General features: G+C 72.6%; 25 protein-coding genes and 1 riboswitch. Of the genes, 15 read left to right on the top strand and 10 right to left on the bottom strand.

What is annotated here, in order from left to right:
• Positions 1–114 precede the first annotated feature (114 nt).
• Positions 115–441 carry a cupin domain-containing protein gene (locus tag ACUP6Y_RS06200; protein ID WP_462554817.1) on the bottom strand — a complete coding sequence of 109 codons (327 nt, stop codon included), beginning with the start codon at positions 439–441 and terminating at the stop codon, positions 115–117.
• 16 nt (positions 442–457) lie between these two features.
• Complete coding sequence (locus ACUP6Y_RS06195) at positions 458–739, bottom strand: DUF2249 domain-containing protein (protein ID WP_462554816.1); 282 nt, start codon at positions 737–739, stop codon at positions 458–460.
• A gap of 44 nt (positions 740–783) precedes the next feature.
• Here ACUP6Y_RS06195 and ACUP6Y_RS06190 point away from each other — a divergent pair, with 44 nt between their 5' ends.
• The 13 genes from ACUP6Y_RS06190 to ACUP6Y_RS06130 all read left to right on the top strand — a co-directional run bounded on the left by ACUP6Y_RS06190 (position 784) and on the right by ACUP6Y_RS06130 (position 15,983).
• Complete coding sequence (locus ACUP6Y_RS06190) at positions 784–1,398, top strand: helix-turn-helix transcriptional regulator (protein WP_462554815.1); 615 nt, start codon at positions 784–786, stop codon at positions 1,396–1,398.
• 93 nt (positions 1,399–1,491) lie between these two features.
• Entirely contained in the window at positions 1,492–4,179 is a 2,688-nt protein-coding gene (locus ACUP6Y_RS06185; RefSeq protein ID WP_462556642.1) for a LuxR C-terminal-related transcriptional regulator, read from the top strand.
• Between the two features lie 160 nt (positions 4,180–4,339).
• Positions 4,340–5,497 carry a sugar ABC transporter substrate-binding protein gene (locus ACUP6Y_RS06180; RefSeq protein WP_462554813.1) on the top strand — a complete coding sequence of 386 codons (1,158 nt, stop codon included), beginning with the start codon at positions 4,340–4,342 and terminating at the stop codon, positions 5,495–5,497.
• A gap of 1 nt (position 5,498) precedes the next feature.
• Positions 5,499–7,052 (top strand): sugar ABC transporter ATP-binding protein, encoded by a 1,554-nt coding sequence (locus ACUP6Y_RS06175; RefSeq protein ID WP_462554811.1) that lies wholly within the window; start codon positions 5,499–5,501, stop codon positions 7,050–7,052.
• Positions 7,049–8,107: an ABC transporter permease gene (locus ACUP6Y_RS06170; RefSeq protein WP_462554810.1), complete on the top strand. Its 1,059-nt coding sequence runs from the start codon at positions 7,049–7,051 to the stop codon at positions 8,105–8,107. Before ACUP6Y_RS06175 ends, ACUP6Y_RS06170 begins: the two co-directional genes overlap by 4 nt.
• Positions 8,104–9,366, top strand: coding sequence for an NAD(P)/FAD-dependent oxidoreductase (locus ACUP6Y_RS06165; RefSeq protein ID WP_462554809.1), 1,263 nt, complete (start codon positions 8,104–8,106; stop codon positions 9,364–9,366). The genes ACUP6Y_RS06170 and ACUP6Y_RS06165 overlap by 4 nt, the downstream gene beginning before the upstream one ends.
• Entirely contained in the window at positions 9,363–9,593 is a 231-nt protein-coding gene (locus ACUP6Y_RS06160) for a ferredoxin (protein ID WP_462554808.1), read from the top strand. Before ACUP6Y_RS06165 ends, ACUP6Y_RS06160 begins: the two co-directional genes overlap by 4 nt.
• 36 nt (positions 9,594–9,629) lie before the next feature.
• On the top strand, positions 9,630–10,772 hold the full coding sequence (locus ACUP6Y_RS06155; RefSeq protein ID WP_462554807.1) for a Rieske 2Fe-2S domain-containing protein: 1,143 nt from the start codon (positions 9,630–9,632) through the stop codon (positions 10,770–10,772).
• Positions 10,769–11,095 (top strand): NIPSNAP family protein, encoded by a 327-nt coding sequence (locus ACUP6Y_RS06150; RefSeq protein WP_462554806.1) that lies wholly within the window; start codon positions 10,769–10,771, stop codon positions 11,093–11,095. The genes ACUP6Y_RS06155 and ACUP6Y_RS06150 overlap by 4 nt, the downstream gene beginning before the upstream one ends.
• Positions 11,092–12,615 (top strand): hypothetical protein, encoded by a 1,524-nt coding sequence (locus ACUP6Y_RS06145; RefSeq protein ID WP_462554805.1) that lies wholly within the window; start codon positions 11,092–11,094, stop codon positions 12,613–12,615. The genes ACUP6Y_RS06150 and ACUP6Y_RS06145 overlap by 4 nt, the downstream gene beginning before the upstream one ends.
• Positions 12,612–13,715, top strand: a complete 1,104-nt coding sequence (locus ACUP6Y_RS06140; RefSeq protein ID WP_462554804.1) for an S-(hydroxymethyl)mycothiol dehydrogenase — start codon at positions 12,612–12,614, stop codon at positions 13,713–13,715. Before ACUP6Y_RS06145 ends, ACUP6Y_RS06140 begins: the two co-directional genes overlap by 4 nt.
• On the top strand, positions 13,715–14,389 hold the full coding sequence (locus ACUP6Y_RS06135; protein ID WP_462554803.1) for an MBL fold metallo-hydrolase: 675 nt from the start codon (positions 13,715–13,717) through the stop codon (positions 14,387–14,389). Before ACUP6Y_RS06140 ends, ACUP6Y_RS06135 begins: the two co-directional genes overlap by 1 nt.
• A gap of 73 nt (positions 14,390–14,462) precedes the next feature.
• Positions 14,463–15,983: a hypothetical protein gene (locus ACUP6Y_RS06130; protein ID WP_462554802.1), complete on the top strand. Its 1,521-nt coding sequence runs from the start codon at positions 14,463–14,465 to the stop codon at positions 15,981–15,983.
• A 7-nt stretch (positions 15,984–15,990) separates the two neighbouring features.
• Here the strand turns inward: ACUP6Y_RS06130 and groL are convergent, their stop codons facing one another.
• From groL to ACUP6Y_RS06115, 3 genes are all read right to left on the bottom strand, one after another.
• Positions 15,991–17,622 carry a chaperonin GroEL gene (gene groL / locus ACUP6Y_RS06125; protein ID WP_462554801.1) on the bottom strand — a complete coding sequence of 544 codons (1,632 nt, stop codon included), beginning with the start codon at positions 17,620–17,622 and terminating at the stop codon, positions 15,991–15,993.
• 101 nt (positions 17,623–17,723) lie between these two features.
• Positions 17,724–18,551 (bottom strand): SGNH/GDSL hydrolase family protein, encoded by an 828-nt coding sequence (locus tag ACUP6Y_RS06120; RefSeq protein WP_462554800.1) that lies wholly within the window; start codon positions 18,549–18,551, stop codon positions 17,724–17,726.
• Positions 18,552–18,609: 58 nt separating this feature from the next.
• Positions 18,610–19,080 carry an OsmC family protein gene (locus ACUP6Y_RS06115; protein ID WP_462554799.1) on the bottom strand — a complete coding sequence of 157 codons (471 nt, stop codon included), beginning with the start codon at positions 19,078–19,080 and terminating at the stop codon, positions 18,610–18,612.
• Positions 19,081–19,129: 49 nt separating this feature from the next.
• On the opposite strand from ACUP6Y_RS06115, the gene ACUP6Y_RS06110 reads away from it, so the two are divergent.
• On the top strand, positions 19,130–20,719 hold the full coding sequence (locus ACUP6Y_RS06110; RefSeq protein ID WP_462554798.1) for an acyl-CoA synthetase: 1,590 nt from the start codon (positions 19,130–19,132) through the stop codon (positions 20,717–20,719).
• A gap of 10 nt (positions 20,720–20,729) precedes the next feature.
• On the opposite strand, the gene ACUP6Y_RS06105 is transcribed toward ACUP6Y_RS06110, so the two are convergent.
• From ACUP6Y_RS06105 to ACUP6Y_RS06085, 5 genes are all read right to left on the bottom strand, one after another.
• Entirely contained in the window at positions 20,730–21,008 is a 279-nt protein-coding gene (locus ACUP6Y_RS06105; protein WP_462554796.1) for a MoaD/ThiS family protein, read from the bottom strand.
• A 31-nt stretch (positions 21,009–21,039) separates the two neighbouring features.
• Positions 21,040–22,323 (bottom strand): threonine synthase, encoded by a 1,284-nt coding sequence (gene thrC / locus ACUP6Y_RS06100; protein WP_462554795.1) that lies wholly within the window; start codon positions 22,321–22,323, stop codon positions 21,040–21,042.
• A gap of 10 nt (positions 22,324–22,333) precedes the next feature.
• A riboswitch (SAM riboswitch) is annotated at positions 22,334–22,480 on the bottom strand.
• Between the two features lie 78 nt (positions 22,481–22,558).
• Complete coding sequence (gene otsB, locus ACUP6Y_RS06095) at positions 22,559–23,410, bottom strand: trehalose-phosphatase (protein WP_462554794.1); 852 nt, start codon at positions 23,408–23,410, stop codon at positions 22,559–22,561.
• 135 nt (positions 23,411–23,545) lie between these two features.
• Positions 23,546–24,082: a LytR C-terminal domain-containing protein gene (locus ACUP6Y_RS06090; protein ID WP_462554793.1), complete on the bottom strand. Its 537-nt coding sequence runs from the start codon at positions 24,080–24,082 to the stop codon at positions 23,546–23,548.
• 32 nt (positions 24,083–24,114) lie between these two features.
• A complete protein-coding gene (locus tag ACUP6Y_RS06085) occupies positions 24,115–24,417 on the bottom strand; it encodes a DUF3263 domain-containing protein (protein WP_462554792.1) in 303 nt (100 codons plus the stop codon).
• Positions 24,418–24,651: 234 nt separating this feature from the next.
• Here ACUP6Y_RS06085 and ACUP6Y_RS06080 point away from each other — a divergent pair, with 234 nt between their 5' ends.
• Complete coding sequence (locus tag ACUP6Y_RS06080; RefSeq protein WP_462554791.1) at positions 24,652–26,076, top strand: alpha,alpha-trehalose-phosphate synthase (UDP-forming); 1,425 nt, start codon at positions 24,652–24,654, stop codon at positions 26,074–26,076.
• The last annotated feature ends 11 nt before the right edge of the window (positions 26,077–26,087 follow it).

The following is a 26,087-nucleotide window of genomic DNA, read 5'->3' as shown; positions in this document are numbered from 1 at the left end:
ACGAGGAGGCACGATGGCTGTCATGGTGGAGGCCACGAGTCCTGGGCTGCGGAGCGGCCGTTCCAGCTCACGGTCACCCCGGCCGGCCTGCTCCGCTGAGCGCCCAGACCACGGTCAGTTCGACACCGTCAGCAGGACAGCCGCGTCGGTGAGCGCCTCGAGGTCGTGACGCTGCGGAGGGATGACCAGGTGGTCGCCGGCCACGCCGCGCCAGGTGTCCCCGCCGGCGTGCAGGGCGACCTCGCCCTCCAGCACCAGGAGGGTCGCCTCGTCCGGCGCGTCGTGCTCGCCGAGCCGCTCGCCCGAGCGCAGCGCGACCAGGGTCTGGCGCAGCCGGTGCTCGCGGCCGCCGTACACGGTGACGGCGGCCCTGCCGCTGCTGGCGGCCCGGGCGGCGGCGACCTGCTCGCGGGCCAGCGTGGTCAGGCTCGTGGACTCCATGGCTCCCCTTCCCTCCTCACCGTCGGGCCAGGCGCAGACGCCATTTCTCCGGCCCACTCTCAAGGTAGCTGACCTCGATCTGGCCGGCCTCGCGCTCGGCGATCTGCGCCAGCAACGGCTTCGGGTCGTGCGGCGCGACCAGCACCAGCGCCTTGCCCGGGCGAATCGCCGAGAGCGCACCGAAGACGGTGGCGTGGCGGATGGCGTGGGGGACGGGCCTCACGTCGAACACGGGGTCGCCGGGCTCCTCTTCGCAGGCACAGGCGGGGGCGGCTTCGGTCAGGGGCAGCTCGTTCATGAGGCCACAATAAATGACACATGTCTTGTGATTAAATAGGGGTCATGTCCGCACCGGCCTCCGCTCGCGATCTGGTGCTGCGGGCGATCCGGGACGCCGCAGGCCCCGTCGGCGTCGAAGACCTCGCCGGCGCGCTCGACTTGCACCCCAACACCGTCCGGACCCATACGGCGGCCCTCGAGCGCGACGGTCTGCTCCGTCAGGAGTCGCGGCCCACGGGCGGCAGAGGACGTCCCCGCGCGACCTATCGGCCCACGCCCGAAGGGGCGCGCAGCGGCCCTCGCAACTACCAGCTCCTCGCCGACGTCCTGATCGAGGACCTCGCCTCGAGCGGGGACGACGCCGTCGCCGGCGCCCGCGCGGCCGGACGCGCCTGGGGGCGCCGGCTGGCCCGCACCCACGCCGGCGGCCCCGCGTCGGGGGCGGCGGTGGCGGCGCTCGCCGACATGGGCTTCGAGCCCGAGCCGCACCCGCGGCGCCGGCCTCGCGAGATCCGGCTGCGCAACTGCCCCTTCCGCGAGCTCGTCGACACCCATCAGCCCCTCGTCTGCGCCCTCCACGGCGGCATGGTCGAGGCCCTGCTGTCCGCCGGCTCGGCCGAGGCGACCCTGGTCCCCTTCACGACGCCGACGACCTGCCTGGTGCGCCTGCCCACCTGAGCCTGCCCGCCTGAGCCTGCCCGCCTGGGCCGGTCGACGCGCCTCGGTTCCGCTACCCTGTCGCCTTCGCGCAGACTGGTCGAGGTGGAGCGCATGCAGGGTGCGGACGCTGGTCCCGACGAGCGCGGGACCGTTCGCGCCCCGGGCGCGCTGGCCCTCCCGCGCTCCCTGCTGCGCGCCAAGACGTCGGTCCCCGACCTCCACGACGCCGCCGTGGAGCGGCCCCGGCTGTGGCGGCTGCTCGACGTCGCGACCACGCGTCCGGTGACCGCGATGACCGCGCCGACGGGCTCGGGCAAGACCCAGCTGCTGGCCTCGTGGGCGCGGCAGTCCGACCGGCCGGTGGCCTGGCTCAATCTCGACGCGCACGACGGCGACCCCCACCGCTTCTGGACCGCGCTCCTCCTCGCCCTGCAGCCGGTGGCCGGCCTGGGCGAGGACTCGGTGCTGGCGACGATGGAGCCGGCACCCGGGAGCACGCACTCCCTGTCCGTGCTGCCCGCCCTCGTCGTCGACGCCCTGGCCGACCTCGACCACGAGGTCGTCGTGGTGCTCGACGACGTCCACGAGATCGACGGCAGCCCGACCGTGGAGGCGCTGTCGTACCTGCTGCTGCATCTGCCGCCCGCGGTCCGGTTCGTGCTCACGGGCGTCTTCCTCCCGGCGGTGCCCCGCGCCCGGCTGCGACTCGAGGGCAGACTCGCGACCGTGCCGGGCGACGAGCTCGCGTTCACGACGGGCGAGGCGCGCTCGATGCTCGAGGGCACCGGGCTCCACCCCACCGACGACGTGCTCACCCAGCTCGTCGACCGGACCGAGGGCTGGTCGGCGGGGCTGCGGCTGGCCGCGCTCGCGGGCGCCGACACCCTCGGGGCGCCCGACTCGCCGTACCTGCTGACCTCGGGCAGCGCCGAGGCCGACGAGTACCTGCTCGGCGAGGTGCTCGCGAACCTGCCCGAGCAGGCCCGCGCCTTCGTGCTCACCACCTGCGTCTGCGACCGGCTCAACGGCTCGCTCGCCGACGCGCTCACCGGCGACGAGGACGGCGCGGCGACGCTGCGCTGGCTGGCCGAGCACAACATCTTCACGGTCCGGCAGTCGTCCGACGAGGAGTGGTACCGCTACCACGCGATGTTCGTCGGCATGCTGCGCCGCCAGCTCCGGCAGGCCGAGCCGACCCGCTGGCGGGCGCTGCACGACCGGGCCGCGGCCTGGTACGCCGACCATCAGCTCTGGCTGGGCGCCTTCGAGCACGCCCGCCAGGGCACGGCGACCGGACTGGCCCGCGAGGTCGTCCACGCCTCCTGGTTCGCGCTGTACGTCGGCGGCCAGCTCGTCACCCTGCGCGACATGGTCGACCGGGTACACACCGACCCGGCGGCCGGGCCGGACGACGAGCTGGGCCTGATCCGCACCACCGTCGCCCTTGCCCTCGGCGAGCCCGGGAGCCAGCTCGGCGCCGGCCCGGTCGTCGTACCGCCCACCGGCCTGGCCGGTCAGGTGCTCGCCCTGGAGCAGGGCCGCGCCTGCGGCGACCTGGCCATCGTCGAGGCGGCCTCCACCGCCCTGCTCCGCGTGCGCCCGGGCGAGCCGGCGGGCGTGGAGGCGTTCGGCGACCTGGCCGCCCTCGCGCTCTACCAGCTCGGGGCGACGGAGTACTGGCGCGGTGACCGGTTCGCCGCCGAGGAGCACCTGCGCCAGGCGCTGGAGGCGGCCCGCTCCGGACGTCGCGCGTACGTCGAGCTCGGCTGCCTGAGCCAGCTGGTCGGCGTCCTGACCGCCCAGGACCGGCTCGACGACGCGCTGGCCGTCGCCGCCGAGGCCCGCAGCCTGGCCGGGCGGCGCGGCTGGGAGCAGTCGGCCGCGGCCGCCGAGCTGTGGCACGCGCTCGGCTGGACCCACTACCTGCGCGACGACCTGGACGCCGCCGACCAGTTCCTCGACCTCGGGGACGAGGCGGTGCGCCTCGACGACACCGCCGTGCGGGCCGCGATCGGGCTGGTCCGGGCCCTGGTGCTGGCCCAGCGCGGCCGCAAGCGGCACGCGCTGACCCAGATGATGCAGGTGGAGCGGGAGATCGCCGGGCTGCACGCCCGCTGGGTCTTCACCGACTACGTGGAGGCCGAGCTGGTCCGGCTCAACCTCGCGCTGGGCCAGCTCGGCCCGGCCCGGCGGGCGCTGGCGCGCACCGATGCCGCGACCGAGGGCATCCATCTGCGGATCGGGCGCGCCGAGCTGCTCCTCTCCGACAGCCGGCCCGACGCCGCCCTCGACCTGCTGCGCTCCGCGATCGCCGACGGCCACGGCTACCTGGACCAGCGGATCCAGGCGCAGGTCCTGCTCGCCGTGGTCGAGGCCCAGCAGAACGGCCTGCGCGCCGGGCTGCCGCTCCTCGGCGACGCGGTCGCGATGGCCGCCGGCGAGCGAATGGTGCAGCCGCTGCTCCAGTTCGGCCCGCGCATCGACCGGATGCTCGAGCTGGTGGAGCGGCGCGAGCAGGGCACCCGCGACTTCGTCCGACTGGTGCGGTCCCGGATCGCGGCCCACGTCTCGACCGCGCAGCAGGTCCGGCCCGACGGCGGGCTGGAGGAGCCGCTCACCGCCCGGGAGCACGAGATCCTGATCCGACTCGACTCGATGGCGACCCTGCCCGAGGTCGCCGCCGAGCTCTTCGTCTCGGTCAACACGGTCAAGGCGCACCTGCGCAGCCTCTACCGAAAGCTCGGCGTCCACGGCCGGCGCGAGGCGATCGCTAAGGCCGAGACCCTCGGCCTGCTGTAGCCGACCGCCCCACCCGGGCGCCTCACCCCGATCGGGTGATCCGCGGCACCGGGCGCCTCACCCGGCGCGCCCAAGTACGCGCCGTCGGGGTGATGTGGCTCACCCCGGCAGACGACGACGATTCCTCGCACGGTCTCGGCAGCAGAGAGGAAGCGTCACCATGTTCAAGGCCCTCCCCAAGGCCCGCTCCACCCGTCCCGTGCTGGCCGCGGTGACGCTCGCGCTCGTCACCGCCGCTCTGGCCGCCTGCTCGGAGGACGCCGGCACCAGCGGCTCGGCCGCGGACGCCGACCTGCCCGCCGCCCAGGCCCGGGTCGACGAGTACGCCGCGCCGCCCACCTTCGAGGCGCCCGGCGACCCGTTCGACGCGAAGGCCGCGATGGCCGGCAGGACCATCGCCGGCATTCCCGTCAACTCCGCCATCGACTTCACGCAGTACTACGCCGAGGCGGCCAAGCGGATCGCCGAGGAGGTGGGCTTCACCTACACCACCTGGCCCAACCAGGGCAGTCCCACCGAGTGGAGCCAGGGCGTGCAGAAGGCGATCTCGGAGAAGGCCGACCTGGTCGAGCTCTTCGCCGGCATCGACCCGGCGCAGATCGCGCCGGCGATGACGCAGACGGGCGACGCCGACATCCCGGTGATCGCGACCGACGGCTACGACCTCACCCAGACCCCGGACAAGTCGCTGGCCGCCTCCGTCGGCTGCCCCTGCTCGGAGGCCGCCCGGGTGATGATCGACTGGGCGACGGTCAAGACCAAGGGCGCCGGGAAGCTGCTCGTGCTGACCTCCAGCGACGTCAAGGCCAGCGCTGCCTCCGAGTCGGCGATGAAGGAGGAGCTGAAGAGCGTCTGCCCCGGCTGCGAGGCCACCTTCATCGACATCCCGTCGGCCGACTGGGCGACCAAGATCCTGCCCCAGGTTCAGTCGGCGCTCGTCGCGGATCCCGGCATCGACTACGTGCTGCCCGTCTTCGACACCATGTCGATCTGGGCGGTCCAGGCGATCACCCAGGCCGGACGCCAGGACAAGGTCCGGATCGCCACCTACAACGGCACGCCCTCGATCCTCGACCTGATGCGGGGCTCGGACATCATCGAGATGAACGTCGGCCAGAGCAACGACTGGATGGCCCACGTGACGCTCGACCAGGCGATGCGCACCGTCGCGGGCCTGCCGACCACGCCGAAGGCGAGCTGGCCGCTCTACATCTGGACCCACGACAACGTCGAGCAGGCCGGTGTGCCGGCGACCGACTCGCAGGGCTACGGCGACGACTACCAGAGCGGCTTCCGCACCCTGTGGGGACTGAGCTGAGGTGAGCGACGCACCTGCCGCGGTGACGGTCGCCGGCCTCACCAAGCGCTTCGGCACCACCCTCGCCCTCAACGACGTCGGCCTCACCCTCCGCTCCGGCGAGGTCCACGGCCTGCTCGGACACAACGGCTCGGGCAAGTCGACCCTGATCAAGGTGCTCGCCGGCTACGAGCGCCCCGACAGCGGGACGGTGCGGGTGCGCGACCAGGAGGTGCCGACCCCGGTCCCCGCCTCCGTCCTGCGCGAGCACTCGATCCGCTTCGTCCACCAGACCCTCGGCCTGGTCGAGCGGCTCAGCGTGGCCGAGAACCTGTGGCTCGACGACGTCGCCCGCGGCAGTCGCCGCCAGGTCTCGGCCGGTGCGCTGCGCCGGGACGCGCGGGCGGCGCTGGCCGACTTCGGCCTCGACGTCGACGTACGGCGCCCGGTCGCGGAGCTCAGCGCGGTCGAGAGGGCCAACCTCGCCATCGTCCGCGCGGTCTGCCCGCGACCGGGCGAGGAGGGCGTGGCGCCCACACTGCTGGTGCTCGACGAGCCGACCGCGTTCCTGCCCGAGCAGGACAAGCGCACGCTCTACGGCCTGGTCGAGCAGGTGGCCGCCCGCGGCAGCGCGGTCCTGTTCGTCTCGCACTTCCTCGAGGAGGTGCTCACCCTGTGCGACCGGGTGAGCGTGCTGCGCGACGGCCGGGTGACGATCGCCGAGCAGGCCACCGACCGGATGAGCGTGGACACGCTGGTCGAGGCGATCGTGGGCGACGCCGCCGGCGGCACTCCGCCGCGCCCCGAGGCCTGCGGCGCGACGGTCGCCGCCGAGGTCCGCGGGCTCCGCACGAGCGTGCTCGACGACCTGTCCTTCGACGTCCACGCCGGCGAGATCCTCGGGATCACCGGACTGATCGGGTCCGGCTGCGACGACGTTCTCGGCGCCCTGTTCGGGCTGCGCGAGGCGACCGGGACGCTGTGTCTCGGCGGCGCCTCGGCCGACCTGCGCCACCACGCGCCGCGCCGCGCGATGCGGGCCGGGCTGGCGCTGGTGCCGTCGGACCGCAACCGGCACGGCGTCTTCCGCGGCCTCTCGGTCACCGACAACCTCGCGGTGACGGCGCTGGGGCGCCACCGCGGCCGGATCGGCCTGTCCCGTGGGGGGCTGCGTCGGGAGGCCGTCGCGACGGTCGGTCGCTACGACGTGCGGCCGGCCGATCCGGCCCGGCCCGTGGAGCAGCTCAGCGGGGGCAACGCGCAGAAGGTGCTGATGGCCAAGTGGCTCGGCACCGCGCCCCGGCTGCTCCTGCTGGAGGAGCCGACCCAGGGCGTCGACGTCGGCGCCCGCCGGCAGATCGAGGACCTGGTCCGCTCCGCCGCGCGCGAGGGCGCCGCGGTGCTGCTGAGCAGCGGGGACGCCGACCAGCTCGCCGAGCTGTGCCACCGGGTCCTCGTGGTGGCCGGCGGCCGGGTGACGCAGGTGCTCGACGGCACCGAGGTCACCAAGAAGACCATCACCCGCGCCTGTCTCCTCGCGACGAGCGCCGGTTCCGACGACGAGGAGGCCTCATGACGACCGACACCCCCGCCCCGGCCGATCTCGCCCGGGCGGACGCCGAGACGGCGCCCGCGCCCCGGCGTACCGGATCGGCGGGAGGCGCCGCCCACGGCCACCGCTGGGGCGCCACCGCCGAACGGCTGGCGCTGCCGGCGGGTCTGCTGGTGCTGGTCGCGGTCTTCTCGGTCCTGCGCCCGCAGTCGTTCGCGACCACCGACAACGCCGCCGCGATCCTGGGCTCCCAGGCGGTGCTCGTGGTGCTCTCGCTGGCGCTGATCATCCCCCTGCGGTGCGGCGACTTCGACCTGTCCGTCGGCGGCACGCTGACCCTGTCGACGATGCTCGTCGCGGTCCTCAACGGGGTCCACGGCTGGCCGCTGTGGGCCGCGATCCTCGCCGCCCTGCTCGCCGGAGCCGTCGTGGGCGCGGTCAACGGCTTCTTCGTCATCGTCTTCGGGATCAACTCCTTCATCGTCACGCTGGGCCTCGGCACCTTCCTGCTCGGCGTGGTCAGCTGGCTCAGCGACAACCGGATCGTGGCCGGCATCGACCCCGCGCTGCTGGACCTGGTCGTGCTCACCCGCCCACTCGGCGTACCGATCGAGTTCTTCTACGCCCTCGGGCTGTGCCTGGTCCTGTGGTTCGTCTTCGAGCGCACCCTGCTGGGCCGGCGCTGGCTCTACGTCGGCGCGCAGCGCGAGGTCGCCCGCCTCTCCGGCATCCGCGTGGCCCGCACCCGCTGGGGCGCGCTGGTCTGGTCCGGCACCATCGCCGCGGCCGCGGGCGTCCTGTACGCCGGCACCACCGGCTCGGCCGACCCGCGCGGCGGCGTCGCCTTCCTGCTGCCCGCCTTCGCCGCGGCCTTCCTCGGCGGCACCTGCGTGCAGCCCGGGCAGTTCAACCCGGTCGGCACCGTGATCGCGGCGTACTTCCTCATCGTGGGCATCACCGGCCTGCAGATGATGGGGGCCGACCCGTTCGTGCAGGACCTGTTCTACGGCGGCGCACTCGTCATCGCCGTCTCGCTGTCGCAGCTGCTGCGCGGTCGCCGACCGCAGGAGCTGGGATGAGCGGCGGCGAGCTGCGGGCCTCCACGCCGGGCGACCTGGGGCTGGTCGTCGTCGGAGGCGGGGTGGCCGGGTTGCGGGTCGTGCAGACGGTCCGCCAGGAGGGGTACTCCGGCCCGGTCACCCTGCTCGGGGCGGAGCCGTGGCTGCCCTACGACCGGCCGCCGCTGTCGAAGCAGGTGCTGACCGGCGACCTGGCGCTCGACGCGACCGGCTACCACCCGGCGGCGTACTTCTCCGACGAGCTCGGCGTCGACACGCTGCTGGGCGTGAGCGCCCGGGGCGTCGACCAGGAGCGCCGGCGGCTGCTGCTGGCGGGCGGTGAGGAGCTGCCCTACCGGGCACTGGTCGTCGCGACCGGCTCCCGACCGCGGCGGCTGCCGTTCGTCTCCCCCGCCGACGGCGTCCACGTGCTGCGCACCCGCGACGACGCGGAACGGCTGCGTGCCGACCTCGCCGGCGCGAGCCGGCTGGCCATCGTCGGCGCCGGCTTCGTCGGCGCCGAGGTCGCGTCCTCGGCGACCTCGATGGGCCTGGAGGTCACCGTCGTGGAGACCGCGCCCACCCCTCTCGTGCGGGCGGTCGGCGCCGTGGTCGGCGCCGAGCTGGCCCGGCTGCACACCGACGCCGGCATCCGCCTGGTCTGCGGCAAGGCCGTCACCGGATTCGTCGGCCGCGACCGGGTCGAGGGGCTCACCCTCGACGACGGCTCGGTGCTGGAGGTCGACCTGGTCCTGGTCGGCGTCGGCGTGGTCCCCGACGTCGAGTGGCTGCACGACAGCGGCCTCCGGCTCGACGACGGGCTCGCCTGCGACCAGCACCTCGTGGCCGCCCCGGGGGTCTACGGCGCCGGCGACGCGGTCTCCTGGCCCAGCGCGCGCCTCGGGCGCCGGGCCCGCTCGCAGCAGTGGACGACGGCCAGCGACCAGGGCCGCCATGTGGGCCGGCTCCTGGTGCAGGGCGCCGCGGCGACCGGCGCCTTCGACCACGACCTGTACTTCTGGTCCGACGAGTACGGCAGCCGGATCCAGGGCTTCGGCGCCACTGCCGGCGAGGCCGTCGTGCTGTCCCGAGATGCCGCCCGCGGCTCCTTCCTGGCCGGCTTCCGCGCCGGCGCCGAGCTCACCGGCGCCGTCGCCGTCAACGCACCGCGCGAGTTCGCCGCCGTCCGCAAGCGCGCTCGGAGCGACTCGTCGTGGCAGCACGCGACCGCGCACCTCCCCGCCCCCGACCTCCCCCTGCCGGCAGGAGCCGACCGATGACCGATTCCCCTGTCCAGATCAGCATCGACACCACCGAGTGCTGCGCCTCCGGCATGTGCGCCGCGATCGCCCCGGAGGCCTTCGCCGTCGACGCCGCCGGCTACGCCGTGGTGCGTCCCGACGCCGACCGCGCCGACCCCGACGACGTCGTACGCGCGGCGCGCACCTGTCCGACGCTCTGCATCACCGTCGCCCGAGCGGGTGACGAGATCGACCTGTTCGCCTGACTCGCCCGACCGAGCACCACCCCTGAGGAGATCACCGTGACCCTGTCCACTTCCCGCCCCGAGACGCTGCCCGGCGGCTACGACCTCAACACCCACGCCGAGACCTGGCGCCTGTTCTGGCACCCGGTCGCCACCCTCCACGAGCTGCGCGAGGCCAAGCCGGGCGGCCGCGGCCCGCTGCGCACCCAGCTGCTCGGCGAGTACATCGGCATCGCCGAGATCGCGGGCGAGGTGATCGCCTTCGAGGACCGCTGTCCCCACCGCGGCGTCGCCCTCAGTCTCGGCTGGGCCGAGGACGACGGCCTGCGCTGCCGCTACCACGGCTGGTGCTTCGACGCGGCCGGCAGCTGCACCGAGATCCCGTCGATGCCCGCCGACCAGATCAAGCCCGCGCGAGCAGCGCTCAGGAAGTACGACTGCGAGGTGCGCTACGACCTGGTCTGGGTGCGTCTCGACAGCTCCGCCGACACCGTGCTCCCCGAGTTCACGGGCTGGTCGGACGAGTCCATGCACTGCATCATGGGCGAGCCGTACGAGTGGCCGTGCTCGTCGGGACGTCGGATGGAGAACTTCATGGACGTCACCCACTTCCCGTTCACCCATCAGGGAACCCTGGGCGCCCCGCCCAACACCGTCTTCCCGGTCTTCCCCATGGACCAGGCCGAGCGCCGCCTGCGCTGGAAGACCGAGACCTTCCTCGCCCACAACCCCGGCACCGACACCTACGGACCGCCGACCGGCGAGGACTCCCGGATGCTGCCGCCGGCCGAGTACGTCATCGAGATGCCGTTCACGATCACCTTGAAGTTCACATGGTCGGAGACCTTCTCCACCCAGATCTTCATGCATGCCACCCCGATCGACGAGGTGACCAGCCGCAGCTACTGGTTCACCTGCCACACCGTGGACGGCTCGGCCGACGAGGTGCATCTCCAGCTCCAGGACATGGTGCTCGGCGAGGACCTGCCGGTCGTGTCCAGCCATCAGCCGGCGCGGATCGGCGAGGCCGCCGAGGAGCTGACGATCATGCCCGACAAGGCGATGATCCTGTGGCGGCGCTGGATCCGCGAGCTCGACGCCGCGGCGCGCACCGGCGTGGACGAGCTGCGCAAGGTGCTCGAGAAGGTCGAGCTGGAGTCCGAGCGGGAGAAGGCCGGCGCGGCCGCGGGATCGCGATGATCCTGGAGGAGCAGAGCTACCGGATCCAGGTCGGCAAGGTGCCCCTGCTGCTGGCGGCGTACGACGAGCGCGGCCTGGCCGTGCTGCGCCGTCACCTCGGGATCCTGGCCGCGTGCTGGACCAGCGAGGTCGGCGGCGACATGGACACCATGGTGCAGGTCTGGGCCTTCCCGGACCACGGCGACCGGGCACGGCGGCGCCAGGCGCTCGCCGCGGACCCGGAGTGGATCTCGTTCGCCGCCGAGTTCGGGCACCTCATCCTCGAGCGCCGGATGCGCCTGCTGACACCGGCCTCGTTCTCGCCCGAGCTCCCCGCCGCATGAGCGTCACGTCCGTGCTCGCGCCGACCGCGGCCGGGGTGAGGCTCACCCCCAGCCGGCTCTCGCCCCTCGACCGGAGCCCCGCCCTGCCGCCCCACCACCCGCTGCGCGACCAGCCGTTCTCCTCGTTCCCCTACGGCCACTGGTCCGGAGGCGTGCTGCCCGAGCCGGGACGCCGGGCGCCGTCCCGGGCCGAGCTGCGCTGCGCCGACCTCAGCGTCAGCGTCGATCTCGGCCACGGCGGCCGGATCGTGGGCATGACCGGACCCGGCGCACCGTCCTGGGAGGCGACGCTGCAGTGCGTCGCCACCCCCGGCGACGTGCGCGGGGTCGGCCTGCGCGGCGGGATCGAGCTCAACACCAGCCCGTTCCCACGCTCGCCCTGGGCGCTGGAGGCGGTGCCGGCCGCGCTCGGCCTGCCCAGCCGGCTCGGCGGCGACCGGCTGCGCTGGTGGCAGCTGGAGCGCGCGTCGCATCACCTGACCCAGGTCGACCTGCACCTGCTGCCGGCCCCGGCGCGGTTGGTGGTCGTCGTACGGCAGACGCCACTGGGGCCGGACGCGACGCTCCCGCCGCCGCGCCTGCTCGCCGACAGTGTCGACGGCGGCCTGCCGCCCGGTCTGCGGGCCGCGGTGCTCGTGCCGTCCGGGACGGCCGGCTCGGTCAGCTGGTTCGTGCTCGCGCCGGACGACGACCAGCTGGACGCGGCCGAGCTGGACGGCGTCCTGGCTGCCCTGGACGACCCGGTGCCGACGTGGCGTGGCGGGCTGGTCGCGCAGGGCCCGGCCTGGGCGGCGCTGGAGCTGGCCCGGCTCGAGGCCGAGGGCACGCCGCTGCCGTTCTCGACGGCGGTCACCCCGATCCCACCGATCGGGCACCAGGACGTGGCCACCCGCCAGCGCCTGGTGGTCAGCTCCCAGTGGCTGCACCTGCTGCGCGACGAGGGGCTCGGCACCACCGACCGGGTCCACCTGGACGATGTCGGCGAGCCCGCCGGCCTCCCCTGGCTCCCGTTGCTGCGGCGCGCGCACCGGCGCGAGGCGCTCGGCGACTGGCGGGTCCACCTGCGCGAGGGCGAGATCGCCTTCCTGCGGGGCGACCTGGACGAGGCGGAGGCCCGCTGGAGCTGGTCGTACTCCCTGCGCCCCAGCCCCTGGGCGGACCGCGACCTCGCGCTCCTCGCCCTGGCCCGCGGCGACCGGAACGGCGCCGCGGTGCGCTACCTGCGCGCCCATCGCACCCATCCCGCCGAGGTGGAGCTCGGGGTCGAGACGATCGGCGCCCTGATCGGCGCCCGCCGAGCCGCCGACGCCGACCAGGTGCTCGACCGGATGGTGCTGGCCGACCAGACCGGCACCGCCCGGTACTGGCTGCTCGTCGCCGAGGTCGCGCTCCAGCTCGACCAGCCCGAGGCGGCGCTCGACGCCGTACGCACGTCCGGCGGGTGCCCCGACGCCACGGTCCACGCCCTGTGGGCCACCTCGATCCTCGATGCCACACGAACGGAGAGCAGCAGCAGATGAGTCAGCAGGTGAGGGCCGTGGTCGCGTTGTCGAAGGGTGCGCCGGTCGAGGTGGTGAGGATCAACGTGCCGGATCCGGGTCCGGGCGAGGCGGTGGTGAAGGTGCTCTCGTGCGGGGTGTGTCATACGGATCTGCACTACCGTGAGGGTGGGATCAACGACGACTTCCCGTTCCTGCTCGGTCACGAGGCCTCCGGGATCGTGGAGGCGGTCGGCCCGGACGTGACCGGCGTGGTGCCGGGCGACTTCGTGGTGCTGAACTGGCGCGCGGTGTGCGGGCAGTGCCGGGCCTGTCGCCGGGGTGAGGCGCAGTACTGCTTCAACACCCACAACGCGACCCAGAAGATGACGCTCGAGGACGGCACCGAGCTGTCCCCGGCTCTGGGCATCGGCGCGTTCGCGGAGAAGACCCTGGTCGCCGCGGGTCAGTGCACGAAGGTCGACGGGTCGGCTCGCCCGGCGGCGGTGGGTCTGCTCGGGTGTGGCGTGATGGCCGGGATCGGTGCGGCGATCAACACCGGCCAGGTCGGTCGTGGGAAGTCGATCGCGGTCATCGGTTGCGGTGGTGTCGGGGTCGCGGCGATCGCGGGCGCTGCGTTGGCAGGTGCCTCGCCGATCATCGCGGTCGACATCGACGCGAACAAGCTCGAGAAGGCCAAGGCGATGGGTGCGACCCACACCGTCGACTCGAGCCAGGTCGACCCGGTGGCGGAGATCAAGCGGATCTGCGGCGAGACCTACGAGGGCGCTGAGGGTGCTGATGTGGTGGTCGAGGCGGTCGGTCGCCCCGAGACCTGGCGGCAGGCGTTCTATGCCCGGGATCTGGCGGGCACGGTGGTGCTGGTCGGTGTCCCGACCCCGGACATGAAGGTCCCCGATCTGCCGTTGATCGACGTGTTCGGTCGTGGTGGGGCGTTGAAGTCGTCCTGGTACGGCGACTGCCTGCCCTCGCGGGACTTCCCGATGCTGGTCGACCTGTATCAGCAGGGTCGGCTGGACCTGGACGCGTTCGTGAGTGAGGAGATCGGGCTCGGCGACATCGAGGCCGCGTTCGACAAGATGCACCACGGCGACGTGCTGCGGTCCGTGGTGATCCTCTGATGGCTGTCGGGACCGCTCGGGTCGATCACGCGGTCACCTCCGGCACCTTCTCCCTGGACGGGGAGACGTTCGAGGTCGACAACAACGTGTGGGTCGTCGGCGACGAGGTCGAGTGCATCGTGATCGACGCCCCCCACAGCGTGGAGGACATCCTGGCCGTGGTCGCCGGCCGCCGGGTCAAGGCCATCGTGTGTACCCACGCCCACGACGACCACGTCCGGGTCGCCCCCGCGCTGCGTCACGCCACCCGGGCGCCGATCCTGCTGCACCCGGCGGACCGTCCTCTCTGGGAGCTGACCCACCCTGCGACGTCCTGGGACGGCGACCTGTTCGACGGCGAGGTGCTGGCCGCCGCGGACGCGACCCTGCGCGTCCTGCACACACCGGGCCATGCCCCGGGCGCCGTGTGCCTCTACAGCCCCGAGCTGGGCTGTGTCTTCACCGGCGACACCCTCTTCCATGGCGGCCCCGGCGCCACCGGCCGCTCCTACAGCGACCGGCCCACCCTGGACGCCTCCATCGAGGCGCATCTGTTCCGGCTGCCGCCCGACACGGTCGTCCACACCGGGCACGGCCAGGACACCACCATCGCGCTCGAGCGTGCCAACCGCGCGGCCGCGATGATCCGGCAGCGGATCGCCGCCCGACTGCCCGGAGAGGAGATGGTGCCGTAGGAGGTTCCCCACCCCGCGGCGGTCCTGGGGATTCGATCGCCCTTGTGTCGGGGGTGCGTGATCGGCTGTCGGCATGAACCTGGACCTCGGCAATCTGACGGCAGCTCAGCTGCTGGCTACTGCCGAGGCCAACGTGCGGGAGCAGCGCCAGGCCGAGGTCGACCAGCTGCTCCTGGTCCTCGAGTGGTGCGACCGCAACAGCGACGATCCCAAGGCCACGGCGGGCGTCGTACCGGTTGCGAGAGGTGGAGACCGTCTGGTCCGGCTCGGCGGCGACGGCACGCCCGAGGTGGCCGAGCTGTGCCTCGCCGAGCTCGCGATCGCCTTCCACGCCGGTGACATCAGCACCCAGAACCTCGCCGCCGCCGCGCTGGACCTGCGCCACCGGCTTCCGTTCCTCTGGGCTTCGGTGCTCGACCTGCGGATGCCGGTGTGGCTGGCGCGCAAGGTCGCCGTGATGGCGCGGCGGCTGGACCGCCACGCGGTGCGCCTGGTCGACGCCGCGGTCGCCGCCGCGGCCCAGGAAGCCCCTGGCCGGATCCTGCGGATCGCCGAGGCCAAGGTGATCGAGGCCGACATCGCCGCCCATCAGGCCCGCATCGCCGAGGACGCGCGGAAGACCGGGTGCTGGCTCTCCAGGCCGCGCCCCGGCGAGCTCGTCGACCCCCTCACCGGCGACGAGCCCGCCACCCGCCGCTTCGCCGCCAGGCTGCCCGCCGGCGCGGCCGTGGAGTTGGACGCCGCCATCGACGACCTCGCCGACGCCCTGGAGGCGCACCAGGACCGGGCCGAGAGCGACGAGCCCGCCACCCGTGCCCAGTTGCGAGCCGAGGCGCTGGCGCTGCTGGCCGACCCCCACGCCGCAGCGCGGTTCCTGGACGGCCTCCATTCTCCGGCGCCGACCGACGACGACCCGCCACCCGAGCGGCCGACGAAGCCCGCCCGACGTCGCAAGGCGATCGTCCACGTGCATCTCTCCGCTCTCGCCCTCGCCGGCCTCGTCCCCGGCGTCGCCCGAGTCGAGGAGCTCGGCCCGTTCCTCCTCGAGCAGCTGGCCGAGCTCCTCGGCCGCCACGACATCACCCTGCAACCCGTGTTGGACCTCGCCGGCGTCACCACCGTGAACGCCTACGAGCACCCCACCACCGTTCGCGAACGCGCCATCCAGCGCAGGTGCGGCGACGTCTTCCCTCATTCCGCCAACAGCGCCGGCGTCGGTGGCCGATTCGACCTCGACCATGCCGAGCCCTACGTCCCGCCCGCCCGCGGCGGCCCGCCCGGTCAGACCGGCGACCACAACGCCGCTCCGCTGACCCGAAGACACCATCGGATCAAGACCCACGGCCATCTCCCCGACGGAGGCGGCGGCTACCAGGTGCGCCAGCTCGGCCTGACCGCCTACCGCTGGATCACCCCACACGGCCTCGCCCGCCTCGTGACTCCACGCGGCACAGTCCGCGTCGAGCCGCTGCGCGCCCACGACGGCACCGTCCTCGGCGAGTGCTACCCCGACCCAGCGCTCGGCTGGAAGCCAAAAGCCACAGGGCCCCCGCCGAAGCGGGGGCCCTGCGGGTGGTGCGGTGAAGCGAGGTGAGCGGGACTCAGAAGTCCATGCCGCCCATGCCACCGGTCGGGTCGCCACCCATGGGGGCGGCCTTCTCCGGCTTGTCGGCCACGACGGCCTCGGTGGTGAGGAACAGCGCGGCGATCGACGCGGCGTTCTGCAGGGCCGAACGGGTCACCTTGGCCGGGTCGATAATGCCCTCGGCGAGCAGGTCGACGTAGTCGCCGGTGGCGGCGTTGAGGCCCTGGCCGGCGGGGAGGTTGGCGACCTTCTCCGCGACGACGCCACCCTCGAGGCCGGCGTTGATGGCGATCTGCTTCAGCGGAGCGGAGAGCGCCACCTTCACGATGTTCGCGCCGGTCGCCTCGTCGCCCTCGAGCTCGAGCTTGTCGAACGCGTTCGCGCCGGCCTGGACCAGCGCGACGCCACCACCGGGGAGGATGCCCTCCTCGACGGCCGCCTTCGCGTTGCGGACGGCGTCCTCGATGCGGTGCTTGCGCTCCTTGAGCTCGACCTCGGTGGCCGCGCCGACCTTGATGACGGCCACGCCGCCGGCCAGCTTGGCGAGGCGCTCCTGGAGCTTCTCGCGGTCGTAGTCGGAGTCGCTGTTCTCGATCTCGGCGCGGATCTGGTTGACCCGGCCCTCGATCTGGGCCTGGTCGCCGGCACCCTCGACGATGGTGGTCTCGTCCTTGGTGATGACGACCTTGCGGGCCTGGCCGAGCAGCTCGACGCCGGCGCTCTCCAGCTTGAGGCCGACCTCCTCGGAGATGACCTGTCCGCCGGTGAGGATCGCGATGTCCTGCAGCATGGCCTTGCGACGGTCGCCGAAGCCCGGGGCCTTGACGGCGACGGACTTGAAGGTGCCGCGGATCTTGTTGACGACCAGGGTCGACAGCGCCTCGCCGTCGACGTCCTCGGCGAGGATGACGAGCGGCTTGCCCGACTGCATGACCTTCTCCAGCAGCGGCAGCAGGTCCTTGACGTTGCTGATCTTGCTGTTGGCGATGAGCACGTAGGCGTCCTCGAGGACGGTCTCCATGCGCTCGGGGTCGGTGACGAAGTAGGCCGAGATGTAGCCCTTGTCGAACCGCATGCCCTCGGTGAGCTCGAGGTCGATGCCGAAGGTGTTCGACTCCTCGACCGTGATCACGCCCTCCTTGCCGACCTTGTCCATCGCCTCGGCGATGGCGTCGCCGACGGTGGCGTCGCCACCGGCGGAGATGGTGGCGGTGGCGGCGATCTGCTCGCGGGTCTCGACGTCCTTGGCCATGCCGAGCAGCTGCTCGGAGACGGCGGAGACGGCGGCCTCGATGCCGCGCTTGAGACCCATCGGGTTCGCGCCGGCGGCCACGTTGCGCAGACCCTCCTTGACGAGGGCCTGGGCGAGGACGGTCGCGGTCGTCGTACCGTCACCGGCGACGTCGTCCGTCTTCTTGGCGACCTCCTTGACCAGCTCGGCGCCGATCTTCTCGTAGGGGTCCTCGAGCTCGATCTCCTTGGCGATGGAGACACCGTCGTTGGTGATCGTGGGGGCGCCCCACTTCTTCTCCAGCACGACGTTGCGGCCCTTGGGGCCCAGGGTGACCTTGACGGCGTCCGCGAGCGTGTTCATGCCACGCTCGAGACCGCGGCGGGCCTCCTCGTTGAAAGCAATCAGCTTCGACATAACTCCTGCGATTCCTTCGCGATGTCCGTTGTCACTCTCAAGGCGAGAGTGCCAGCATCATGTTTAGCACTCGACCATGGCGAGTGCAAGGAGAAGGGTGGTCAAGAGGCGGGTGCGCGATGCCCGAACGGCACCCGCTCCGCGTGCCCCAGCGCCAGCAGCACCGACGGCAGCAGCGCCTTGGCCGTGCGCTTGTAGCCCAGCGCGCTCGGGTGGAACCGGTCCAGGCTGAACATCTCGTCGGGGTTGGTGATGAAGAACGGCCCGACGACGTGGGCGAGGGAGACGGCGTGCGCGCCATTGCGTACGGCGACCTCGGCCTGCGCCGCCGCGAGCTGGCGCGACATCCGCGAGCCGAGCGAGCGCAGCGGCTGCGGCACCGGCCGGAGCGCCCCCAGGTCCGGACAGGTGCCGACGACGACCTCCGTCCCCTGCGAGCGCAGCCGGACCACGGCCTCCTCCAGCTGCCCCGCCGAGGTCGCCACCGGGATCCGGTGGGTCACGTCGTTGCCGCCGATCACGATGACCGCGACGTCCGCGTGGTACGACGCCGGGAGCCCGTCGAGCTGCCCCGCCAGCGCCGAGCTCTCCGAGCCGACGACCGCCGCGGTCCGCAGGGCCACGGGCCGCCGCAGCTCGCCGGCCAGTCCGCGCGCGACCCGGGCGCCGAGGGTGTCCTTGGCGCGCTCGGCCCCCAGCCCGGCGGCGATCGAGTCACCGAGGACGAGCAGGCGCAGCGGAGGGGCGTCGTACGACTTGCGCTTCCAGACCTTGTCGGCCGCGATCGCCTGCTCACCCAGCGGCTTCCCGATCCGGGCCCGGGCGATCGCGGCCTGCCGCCGCAGCAGCTCACGGCCGCCGCCGGTCGTCACGCCGATGCCGGCGAGGGCGAGGCCGGCGGCGACGAGGGCGGTACGGGTGCGGGTCATGGCTGCTTTGAACCAGACCCGCCTGAACGGATCGTGGCGCGGCGGTGGCCGCCGGGTGTCAGGCTCCCGCGACCAGCACCGTCGGCTCGTGGCCGACCGGGAAGCTCACCGACGCCGCGATGAAGCAGTTCGCGCTCGCCTCGCCGTGGATCGCCTGCGCGGTCTCGGCCATCGACGCGTCCGCCACCGTCACCCGGGGCCGCAGCGTGACCGAGGTGAACCGCCCGCCCTGCCCGACCTGGGCCATGGTGCCGACCGGGCTGTCGTCGTACGCGACCACGACGACGCCGTGGTTGACCGCCGAGTGGAGGTACGACAGCAGGTGGCACTGCGCCAGCGCGGCGAGCAGCAGCTCCTCGGGGTTCCAGCGGGTCGCGTCGCCACGGAAGGTCGGGTCGGCGGAGCCGAGCAGCTCCGGCTTGCCGGCGGCGGCGAGCAGGACGTCGCGGCCGTAGTCGCGGTATCCGCTGGTGCCGGTGCCGCGGTTGCCCTGCCAGGTCACGTCGAGCGCGTAGTGGTGGTCGGTCACCCTGCCATTCTGTAGCGAGAACGCGTTCTAGTTTGGCAGGCTGTCCACTGTGACCCCCACCACAGAGACCACCGCGCGTCCGATCAACCTCGCCGACGTTCTCGAGGCGATGGCCGACGCCCTGCCCGACCGGGCCGCCGTCCACACCGGCGACCGGGTGTGGACCTTCGCCGAGATCGACGAGCGCGCCACCCGGCTGGCCAACCACCTGGTCGGGCTCGGCGTACGACCCGGCGAGCACGTCGCGGTGCATTCCACCAACCGGATCGAGTGGGTCGACGCGCTCTACGGCTGCCTCAAGGCCCGGGCGGTCCCGATCAACATCAACTACAAGTACCTGCGCGACGAGCTCGCCTATCTCTACGACAACGCCGACTGCGTGGCGGCCATCGTCGCCCCCGAGTACGTCGACGCGCTGGCCGAGCTGGAGCTCCCGACCCTGCGCCACACCGTCGTCCTCGGCGAGGGGTACGACGCCGCACTGGCCGCCGCCTCCCCCGAGCGCCAGGTCACCGATCGCTCCGCCGACGACCACTACGTGCTCTACACCGGCGGCACGACCGGGTACCCGAAGGGCGTCGTGTGGCGCAACGAGGACCTGATCCGCGCCGCCCTCAACGCCGCGCGGTACGGCGCCCCGCTGGACTCGATCGACCAGCTGGTGGCCGAGGCGAGCGCCACCGAGAGCCCGATGGTGCTGCTGGCCTGCGGCCCGATGATGCACGGCGGCAGCCAGTGGATCCTCGGCAACGCCCACGTGGCCGGCCAGACCGTCGCGCTCTACACCGAGCCGCACTTCGACGCCGAGGCGATCTTGGACCTGGTGGAGAAGGCGAGGGTCGTGTCGCTGACCTTCCTCGGCGACGCGATGGGCCGCCCGGTCGCCGAGGCGATCCTCGCCGAGCCGGACCGCTGGGACCTGTCCAGCCTGGCCGCGGTGTCCAACGGCGCCGCTCCGCTCTCGGACGGCGTACGCGACGAGATCCGCCGGGCCCTGCCCGGCCGGTTCATCCTCGACTCCTACGGCTCTTCCGAGTCGGGCGCCGCCGGCTCACGCATGGACGACGGCACCGACGGCGGCCAGGCCGCGCCGCGGTTCACCGTCACCGACCAGGTCGAGGTCTTCGACGCCGACTTCAAGGCCTGTCCGGTCGGCGTCGACGGCATGCTCGGCCGCTGCGGCCCGGTCCCGCTGGGCTACTACAAGGACCCGGTGAAGACCGCCGCCACGTTCAAGGAGATCGACGGCGTGCGCTGGGCGATCCCCGGCGACTTCGCGCGCCGCGAGGAGGACGGCTCGGTGACCGTGCTGGGCCGTGGCTCGGTCTGCATCAACACCGGCGGCGAGAAGGTCCACCCCGAGGAGGTCGAGGCGGTGCTGCTGCGCCACGGCGACATCTTCGACGCGGTCGTCGTCGGCACCCCGCACGAGCGCTGGGGCCAGCAGGTCACCGCCCTGGTGCAGCGCCGCGACGGCGTCACGCTCACCGACGACGAGGTCCGCGACCACTGCCGCGCGCTGATCTCCAACTACAAGGTGCCGAAGACGGTCCTGTTCGTCGACGAGGTGCCGCGCACACCGGTGAGCAAGGTCGACTACCCGGCCAGCGCGGCGCTGGCGGCCCGGCTGCTCGGCTGAGCTCCTCGCGTCAGCAGCCGCCGGCGACGGCGGGGATCACCGAGACCTCGGCGCCGTCGGGCGTCGGGGTGGCGAGCTCCTGCTCGAAGCGCACGTCGTCGTTGTTGACGTAGACGTTGACGAAGCGGCGCAGCTTGCCGTCCTCGTCGAGGATCCGGCCCTTGATGCCGGCGTAGCTGGCGTCGAGGTCGTCGAGGATCTCCGCGAGGTTGGCGCCGGTGGCGCTCACCTCTGACTCACCGCCGGTGTAGGTGCGCAGGATGGTGGGGATCCGGACGCTGACTGCCATGGTGCGCTCTCTTCTGGTCGATGGGTGGGGCTCAGATGCCGGTGGCCTTGAAGGCCGCGTAGCTCGGAGCGATGGTGGCCGTGGCGCCGACCTGTCCGGAGACCGCGTCGAGGGTCTTCAGGCCGTGGCCGGTGTTGATGATGACCGTCTCGAGGCTCGGGTCGAGCTGGCCGGTCTCGACGAGCTTCTTGGTGACCGCGGTCGTCGTACCCCCGGCGGTCTCGGTGAAGATCCCCTCGGTGCGGGCGAGCAGCACGATGCCCTCGCGGATCTCCTCGTCGGTGACCTCCTCGACGGCGCCGCCGGTACGACGGGCGATGTCGAGGACGTAGATGCCGTCGGCGGGGTTGCCGATGGCCAGGCTCTTGGCGATGGTGTCGGGCTTGACCGGGCGGATCGCGTCGACGCCGGCCTTGAAGGCGGTCGCGACCGGGCCGCAGCCGGTGGCCTGGGCGCCGAAGATCTTGTAGGGCTTCGCCTCGACCAGGCCGAGCTTGATCAGCTCCTGGAAGGCCTTGTCGACCTTGGTCAGCTGGGAGCCGGACGCGACCGGGATGACGACCTGGTCGGGCAGCCGCCAGCCGAGCTGCTCGGCGATCTCGTAGCCCAGGGTCTTGGAGCCCTCGGCGTAGTAGGGCCGCACGTTGACGTTGACGAACGCCCAGCCCTCCTCCTCGCCGGCGATCTCCGAGGCGAGCTTGTTGACGTCGTCGTAGTTGCCGTCGACAGCGACCAGGTTCTCGGTGAAGACCGCGGAGTTGACCTGCTTGGGCTGCTCGAGGTTGCTCGGGATGAACACGACGGTCTTGATTCCGGCACGGGCGCCGGCGGCGGCGACGGCGTTGGCGAGATTGCCCGTCGAGGGGCAGGCGAAGACGGTGGAGCCGAGCTCGCGGGCGGCGCTCAGCGCGCAGGCGACGACGCGGTCCTTGAACGAGTTGGTGGGGTTGGTCGAGTCGTCCTTGACCCACAGCTTCGCGATGCCGAGCTCGGCGGCCAGGTTCGTGGCCGCGAGCAGCCGGGTGAAGCCGGGCTCGGTGTTGGGGCTGGTCTCGATGTCGTCCGGGACCGGCAGCAGCGCCTTGTAGCGCCAGATGTTGCGGGGGCCGGCCTCGATCTGCTCGCGGGTCACGGCCGGGAAGTCGTAGGAGATCTCCAGCGGGCCGAAGCACTCCGGACAGGCGTAGAACGGGCCCAGGGCGACCTGGTGGCCGCACTCCCGGCAGGACAGGGCGGTGGCGTTGCCGAACGCGCCCTCGCGCAGACCGGGCTGCCGGGGCGTGGTCGTCTCCGACTCGGTCACAACGGCGCTCATGGGTTCCTCCTTCTCATCTGTCCCGGCGACTCTCGCGCGGGTCGGATTTGGCACCGTTTCCGCGACGCCGGCTCCTGCGTGACGCAGGCGCTGACGGGAGTTCGCGGCGGTTGCCGGGACTTCTCAGGGCCGTTCCCTCAGTCCCTCTGGATGAGCACGCACAGCCTAGGGGCGATCAGGCACCGGCACCCAATCGGGGTCCCGAATGCCGAGATCGATGTCCAGGATCCGAGACTCAAGCCGTACGACGGGCGACACCCGCGTCGGCGGCGAGCTGCCGGAGCAGGTCGAGCACCCCGGCCGGCCCGTGGACGACGACGTCGGACAGCGCGACCAGGGCGCTCTGCTCGTCGGACGCCGAGCAGACCCGCAGGGTGGCCAGGCCACGCTCGCCGAGCTCCTCGACCGCCTCGAACGCCTCGACGTCGCCGAGGTCGTCGCCCGCGAACAGGAAGCCGTCGGCGTCGAGCACCGCGGCCAGCCGATGCACCACCAGGCCCTTGTGGGAGCCCGCCGAGCGCACCTCGATCACCGACTTGCCCGGCTCCAGCACCAGGCCGTGCCGGTCGGCGAGCTCGCGCAGCGGCGGCAGCAGCCGGTCGAAGGCGCCCTCCGGGTCGGGCAGGCGCCGGGTGTGGACGGCGACCGCGAGACCCTTGTCCTCGACGTACGCGTCACTGGCGCCGGCGCTGCGCAGCGCACGCGGCAGGTCGCGCTCGAAGGTCGCCAGCCCGCGCGGCGGCCGAGCGCCCATGATCCGGCGGTGGCCCGAGCTCCAGCGCTCGTTGCCGTACTGCCCGAACACGAACAGCTCCTTGCCGGCCGCCTGGAGCGCGTCGCCGACCTCCTCCAGTCCCCCGAGGTCGAGCGCCTGGCGCGCCGGCCGGCCGGTGATCACGGCGATCGCGGCGACCTCCTCGGCCAGCGCCGTCAGCACCTCGGGCGCGTCCGGATGGATGTGGGCCTGCGCCGGGTCGTCGACGATCGGCGACAGGGTGCCGTCGAAGTCCAGGCCGACGACGGTCCGCGACGCGGCGCGCACCAGCGCGGCGTAGCGCTGCTCACCGGCGGCGGACGTGAACCTCACGCATCCCATCCCATCACGTCACCCGCGCTCGCGGATGACCGGTGGGGTGAGCGCTCGCTCGGTCTTGCCGGGGGGCGCTCAGTAGTTCGCGGGTGGAGTGGCTGTCCGGGGGGGCAGCACCGAGCAGCACCAGCCTCAGTCCAACTCCCCTGTGAGGATCACGGTGATGTTCGTGGCACTCATGTCGCTGTCGGTGTCGGCCGGCTGCACCCGGGCGATGCCGAGATCGAGCGCGAGCAGCCGGGCGGCGGCCTTCTTTCCCTTGGGGAAGTAGACAGTGGTGGCGGGGACCGTGCCGTACCAGTTGTCGGCGGCGGCGACCTTCCAGCCGGCCGCCTTGACCTTCTCCGAGACCCGGCCGGCGAGACCACGGACCCGGGTGTTGTTGAAGACGACGACCGAGTGGTCACCGCGGACGACGGGCGGGGGCGCGGGCTTCTCGGTGGCGGTCGCGGTCGGCTCGGTGGCGGCGTCGGTCGGCTGGTCGGTCGCGGTGGGCGTGGCGGCCGCCTTGGTGGCGGAGATGTCGCGCTCGGCGGGGCCGTCGCCGCGGGTGGCGACGAAGGCGATGGCCGCGAGGGCCACGGCGACGATGCTGAGCAGCACCACGGGCGAGGGCAGGACGGCGCCGCGTTCGTCTCGGGTGCGAGTGGGCCAGGTGGGGAAGGTCATGGCCGCCTCTCCGGGTAGCTGGTTCGGTGGGTTCAGATCTCGAAGCCCAGGCGCCGCGCGGACCGCTGCCGCTGCCGCTGCGAGCGCAGCCGTCGCAGGCGACGGACGAGCAGCGGGTCGGCCTCGAGGGCCTCGGGGCGGTCGATGAGGGCGTTGAGCACCTGGTAGTAGCGGGTCGCGCTCATGTCGAACTGCTCGCGTACGGCGCTCTCCTTGGCGCCGGCGTACTTCCACCACTGGCGTTCGAAGGCGAGGATGTCGACGTCACGCTTGCTGAGGCCCGCGGGAGCTGCGGCGTCGGCGGTGCCCTCCTGGGGGCTGCGCTCGGCGTTCATGCGGTCTCCTCGACGCTCGGGTGGGCGGGTGCGACGACTCTTCGCGAGTTACTGTAACCCGCGAATCACAACGATGTCATTCGGCCGCGCCGCGGGCCGCGGCACGATCGGGCTCGTCACCAGGGTCTCGGTCATGGGTCCAGCGTGGTCCGGGGAGGTCGTCAACAGAGTCCTGCCAGCACGACACCCGTTGTCGGGCCAGCCCGACCTTCGCCCGACTACTAGGGTGTGACCGTGGGCCATGACCTCGTGATCGTCGCCAACCGCCTCCCTGTCGACCGCGTCACCGACCACAACGGGAAGGCCCGCTGGCGCCGCTCGCCCGGCGGCCTGGTGTCGGCCATCGAGCCGGTGATGCGGGCCCACGACGGGGTGTGGGTCGGGTGGCCGGGCGGGACGCAGAAGTTCAAGCCGTTCAAGGTCGACGGCCTCGACCTGGTGCCGCTGGCGATGTCGGCCGAGGAGATCGAGGAGCACTACGAGGGCTTCTCCAACGGCACCCTGTGGCCGCTCTACCACGACGTCGTGGCCAAGCCGGAGTTCCACCGCGAGTGGTGGGACACCTACGTCAAGGTCAACCGGCGCTTCGCCGAGCGCACCGCCGAGCTCGCCAACGACGGCGCGACGGTGTGGGTCCACGACTACCAGCTGCAGCTGGTGCCGCAGATGCTGCGCGAGCTGCGGCCCGACCTGCGCATCGGCTTCTACCTGCACATCCCGTTCCCGCCGGCCGAGCTGTTCCAGCAGCTCCCGTGGCGCCGACAGATCCTCGAGGGCCTGCTCGGCGCCGACCTGGTCGGCTTCCAGCTGCCGGGTGCCGCCCAGAACTTCATCCGCCTGGTCCGCCAGCGGGTGGGCCACAAGACGCACCGCGACCTCGTCTACCTGCCCGACGGGCGCACCGTGCGGGCGGCCGCGTTCCCCATCTCGATCGACGCGGCCGGCTTCGAGGAGCTGGCCCGCTCGCAGGCCGTGGCGGAGCGCGCGGACGCGATCCGCGACGCGCTCGGCAACCCGCGCAAGATCCTGCTCGGCATCGACCGGCTCGACTACACCAAGGGCATCCACGCCCGGCTGCGCGCGTTCGGCGAGCTGATCCGCGACGGCGCGCTCACCGTCGAGGACGCCGTCTTCGTCCAGGTCGCGGTCCCCTCGCGCGAGCGGGTGGAGCACTACCGCAACCTGCGCGACGACATCGAGCTGCTCGTCGGCCGGATCAACGGCGACCTCGGCCGGATCGGCCGCCCGGCGATCAGCTACCTGCACACGTCGTACCCCCGCGAGGAGATGGCCGCCCTCTATCGGGCCGCCGACATCATGGTCGTCACGCCCTACCGCGACGGGATGAACCTGGTCGCCAAGGAGTACGTCGCCTGCCGGATCGACGACGACGGCGCGCTCGTGCTCTCGGAGTTCGCCGGCGCGGCCGACGAGCTGCGCCAGGCCTGGCTGGTCAACCCCTACGACATGAACGGCATGAAGGCCGCGCTGCTGGAGGCCTATGAGGCCGAGCCGAAGGAGCTGACCCGGCGGATGAGAGCGATGCGCCGTCAGATCGCCCAGCACGACGTGAAGGCATGGGCCGACAGCTTCATGACCGAGCTCGAGGACGAGAGCCACAGCCACACCAAGTCGGTGCGACCGGCGACACGCTCCTGAACCGCGCTACC

This window comes from Nocardioides sp. S5-5 (genome assembly GCF_054954065.1).
This window is presented reverse-complemented; position numbering and strand designations above follow the sequence as displayed.

Coding starts and splice junctions, on each gene's coding strand:
- ACUP6Y_RS06145 (WP_462554805.1), top strand. CDS start 11,092: ATGAGCGTCACGTCCGTGCTCGCGCCGACCGCGGCCGGGGTGAGGCTC.
- ACUP6Y_RS06135 (WP_462554803.1), top strand. CDS start 13,715: ATGGCTGTCGGGACCGCTCGGGTCGATCACGCGGTCACCTCCGGCACC.
- ACUP6Y_RS06180 (WP_462554813.1), top strand. CDS start 4,340: ATGTTCAAGGCCCTCCCCAAGGCCCGCTCCACCCGTCCCGTGCTGGCC.
- ACUP6Y_RS06140 (WP_462554804.1), top strand. CDS start 12,612: ATGAGTCAGCAGGTGAGGGCCGTGGTCGCGTTGTCGAAGGGTGCGCCG.
- ACUP6Y_RS06130 (WP_462554802.1), top strand. CDS start 14,463: ATGAACCTGGACCTCGGCAATCTGACGGCAGCTCAGCTGCTGGCTACT.
- ACUP6Y_RS06165 (WP_462554809.1), top strand. CDS start 8,104: ATGAGCGGCGGCGAGCTGCGGGCCTCCACGCCGGGCGACCTGGGGCTG.
- ACUP6Y_RS06090 (WP_462554793.1), bottom strand. CDS start 24,082: ATGACCTTCCCCACCTGGCCCACTCGCACCCGAGACGAACGCGGCGCC.
- ACUP6Y_RS06160 (WP_462554808.1), top strand. CDS start 9,363: ATGACCGATTCCCCTGTCCAGATCAGCATCGACACCACCGAGTGCTGC.
- ACUP6Y_RS06185 (WP_462556642.1), top strand. CDS start 1,492: ATGCAGGGTGCGGACGCTGGTCCCGACGAGCGCGGGACCGTTCGCGCC.
- ACUP6Y_RS06105 (WP_462554796.1), bottom strand. CDS start 21,008: ATGGCAGTCAGCGTCCGGATCCCCACCATCCTGCGCACCTACACCGGC.
- thrC (WP_462554795.1), bottom strand. CDS start 22,323: ATGAGCGCCGTTGTGACCGAGTCGGAGACGACCACGCCCCGGCAGCCC.
- ACUP6Y_RS06085 (WP_462554792.1), bottom strand. CDS start 24,417: ATGAACGCCGAGCGCAGCCCCCAGGAGGGCACCGCCGACGCCGCAGCT.
- groL (WP_462554801.1), bottom strand. CDS start 17,622: ATGTCGAAGCTGATTGCTTTCAACGAGGAGGCCCGCCGCGGTCTCGAG.
- ACUP6Y_RS06195 (WP_462554816.1), bottom strand. CDS start 739: ATGAACGAGCTGCCCCTGACCGAAGCCGCCCCCGCCTGTGCCTGCGAA.
- ACUP6Y_RS06190 (WP_462554815.1), top strand. CDS start 784: ATGTCCGCACCGGCCTCCGCTCGCGATCTGGTGCTGCGGGCGATCCGG.
- ACUP6Y_RS06170 (WP_462554810.1), top strand. CDS start 7,049: ATGACGACCGACACCCCCGCCCCGGCCGATCTCGCCCGGGCGGACGCC.
- ACUP6Y_RS06150 (WP_462554806.1), top strand. CDS start 10,769: ATGATCCTGGAGGAGCAGAGCTACCGGATCCAGGTCGGCAAGGTGCCC.
- ACUP6Y_RS06120 (WP_462554800.1), bottom strand. CDS start 18,551: ATGACCCGCACCCGTACCGCCCTCGTCGCCGCCGGCCTCGCCCTCGCC.
- ACUP6Y_RS06200 (WP_462554817.1), bottom strand. CDS start 441: ATGGAGTCCACGAGCCTGACCACGCTGGCCCGCGAGCAGGTCGCCGCC.